Genomic DNA, 2,336 nt, shown 5'->3' with positions numbered 1-2,336 from the left:
GGCGAACGGTCCCGGTGTCCGCCGCCGCGGGGTGGGGGAGGGCGGGTACGCGGTGCCGGACGTCGCGGGCGGGTGCGCGTGGGTGCCCCGTCTGCGGGGTCGGGACGCCTGGCCGCGCCCTCAGCGCAGCCGGCGGGTGACGGCCAGCAGCACCAGGGCCAGCAGCTGTACGGCGGCGACCACCGCGATCAGCAGCGGAACGGAGTAGCCGTAGAGCGCGCCGGTCAGCGCCCCGCCCGCCAGGCTCGCCACTCCCAGGGCGGCGGCGAAGACCCCGTAGGCGGTGGCCCGCCGACCCGGCCCCACCAGGTCCGCCACGGTGGCCCGCAGGGTGGACTCCTGGACACCCAGGGCCGCGCCCCACACCAGGGATCCGGCCACCGCCGGGCCGAGGCGCTCGGTGAACGCCAGCGCCGGGACCGCCGCGGTCAGCAACGGCAGCACCACCAGCACCCGCGGCCCCAGCCGGTCGTAGGCCCAACCAGTGGCCAGCGCGGCCACCGCGTCCACCGCCATGGCGCTCGCGTACAGCACCGGCACCCAGGCCGTGGCCAGCAGCCCGTGCCGGACCAGATGGAAGGAGAGCAGCCCGAAGCCGGCGAATCCCGCCGTGGTCAGCGCGGTGAACCCGGCATAGGCCCAGAACGCCGGTGGCAGCCGCGCACCGGCCGCCGCGCCGCCGGGCCCGGCCGTGCCGTGCTCGTACCCGGCCGGTTCGGGCACCCGGGCCCGCAGCCGTAGCAGCAGCCCGAGCACCGCGGCCCCGGGCACCGCGAGCACCGCCAGCGTCGGCCCGTACGCATCGCCGGTCAGCACCAGCATCCCGGCCACCAGCAGCGGTCCGACCAGCGCGCCGATCTGGTCCAGGGCCTCGTGCACCCCGAAGCCCCGGCCGCGGCCGACCGCCGCGGTGGCATGGGAGAGCAGGGTGTCCTTCGCCGGCGAGCGCACCGCCTTGCCCACCCGCTCGGCGATCACCAGGGCGCAGGCCGCCCACAGCACCCCCACCGCACCCAGCGGCGGCACGCTGGCCACGGTGAGCGCGTATCCCGCGATCGACCACTCCCAGAACCGCCCGCTGCGGTCCGCCAGCCGACCCGAGACCAGCCGCAGCCCCAGCGACGCCGCCTCCCCGGCGCCGGTGACCACACCGACCACCAGCGCGGAGGCCCCCAGTGACGACAGCAGCGGCCCGGTCACCGAGCGCGCCCCCTCGTAGACCACGTCCGCGAGCAGACTGATCGTCCCGAACCAGACCACGAAGCGCCACGGGCGCATCCCCGTCCGCGGACCGCCCGCGTCCGGCCGCCAGGAGGCGGACCCGCTCATCCCCGCACCGGGACCGGGGCACCACCGCCACCGGTCGGCCACCGCCCAGGCGCCGGGGCCGGTCGAGAGGTACGCACCCCCCAACTATGGGACGCGCGCCCCGGCGCCCGGCGCGGGACACGCCCCGGTCAGGCGCTTCTGCAGCAGGGTGACCGCGTAGTGCCGGCCGCCGTCGCCGTGCTTGGGTACCTCGCGGACCACGGTGTACCCGGCCTCCTGGTAGTAGCGGCGCAGCCGGGGGTTGTCGGCCAGGCAGTCCAGCCGGCACACCTCCCGGCCGGCCTCGGCGATCCGCCGCTCGGCCGCGGCGAGCAACTCGCGTCCGGTGCCGGGCGGGGCGGACTGCCGGTCCGTCATCAGCCGGTGTACATAGCCGGCCACCGGCGGCTGCGGTCCCCAAGCGGCCGGATCCTCCCACCACAGCTCCCAGGCGCCGGCGCAGGGCCCGTCCGGCCCCAGGAAGGCCAGCCACACCTCGCCCTCCCGCAGCCGGGCGCGGAAGTGATCGACCCCCAGCTCGCCGGGCTTCCACTGGCGGATGCCGGAGGCCGCCTGCCAGTGCGCGGCGGCGTCGCGCAGCCGTACCAGCTCGGTCAGATCCTCCTCTTCGGCGCGCCGGAGGACGAGGGTACGAAGGGCAGCGGCTTCGGTCATGAGCAGATCTTGCCGCAGTCCGTCCGGCACCCCTGAGGCGGGGCGGGCGCCGCCCGAGGGCGCCGGTCAGCTTCGCGCACCAGCGGGTCCGTCGTTCAGGTGGCAGCGCGGCGCCGTGCCGTCCAATGACGCGTTATTTGCGGCACGGTGGGTGATATGCGCCGCCAACTCCTCACTCTCACCCTGATCGGCCTCCTGCCGGGAATCGCCGGATGTGTCGCCGTCTCCCCGGAGGAACCCGCCGGTCCGCGGGTCACACCCCAGGCGCGGACACACTCCGACCACAACCGTCATCACCCCGACTCGCCCGGACCGGCCAGGGAGAGCCGTCGCTCCGTCCCCGCCCCGCCCCC

The 2,336-nt window shown here is 76.4% G+C and carries 2 protein-coding genes; both read right to left on the bottom strand.

Going from position 1 to position 2,336, the window contains the following annotated elements; all coding sequences use genetic code 11:
- Positions 1-120 precede the first annotated feature (120 nt).
- Positions 121-1,329 (bottom strand): MFS transporter, encoded by a 1,209-nt coding sequence (locus tag E4099_RS31355; protein ID WP_209446819.1) that lies wholly within the window; start codon positions 1,327-1,329, stop codon positions 121-123.
- 84 nt (positions 1,330-1,413) lie between these two features.
- The gene (locus tag E4099_RS31350; protein WP_135342484.1) at positions 1,414-1,983 is read right to left on the bottom strand and encodes a GNAT family N-acetyltransferase; all 570 of its coding nucleotides are present in this window, start codon (positions 1,981-1,983) and stop codon (positions 1,414-1,416) included.
- Between the last annotated feature and the right edge of the window lie 353 nt (positions 1,984-2,336).

It is taken from the genome of Streptomyces palmae, assembly GCF_004684805.1.
GTDB lineage: Bacteria > Actinomycetota > Actinomycetes > Streptomycetales > Streptomycetaceae > Streptomyces > Streptomyces palmae.
This window is presented reverse-complemented; position numbering and strand designations above follow the sequence as displayed.

Excerpts from the sequence above, each read along its gene's own strand:
- E4099_RS31355 (WP_209446819.1), bottom strand. The coding sequence starts at position 1,329 with ATGAGCGGGTCCGCCTCCTGGCGGCCGGACGCGGGCGGTCCGCGGACG.
- E4099_RS31350 (WP_135342484.1), bottom strand. The coding sequence starts at position 1,983 with ATGACCGAAGCCGCTGCCCTTCGTACCCTCGTCCTCCGGCGCGCCGAA.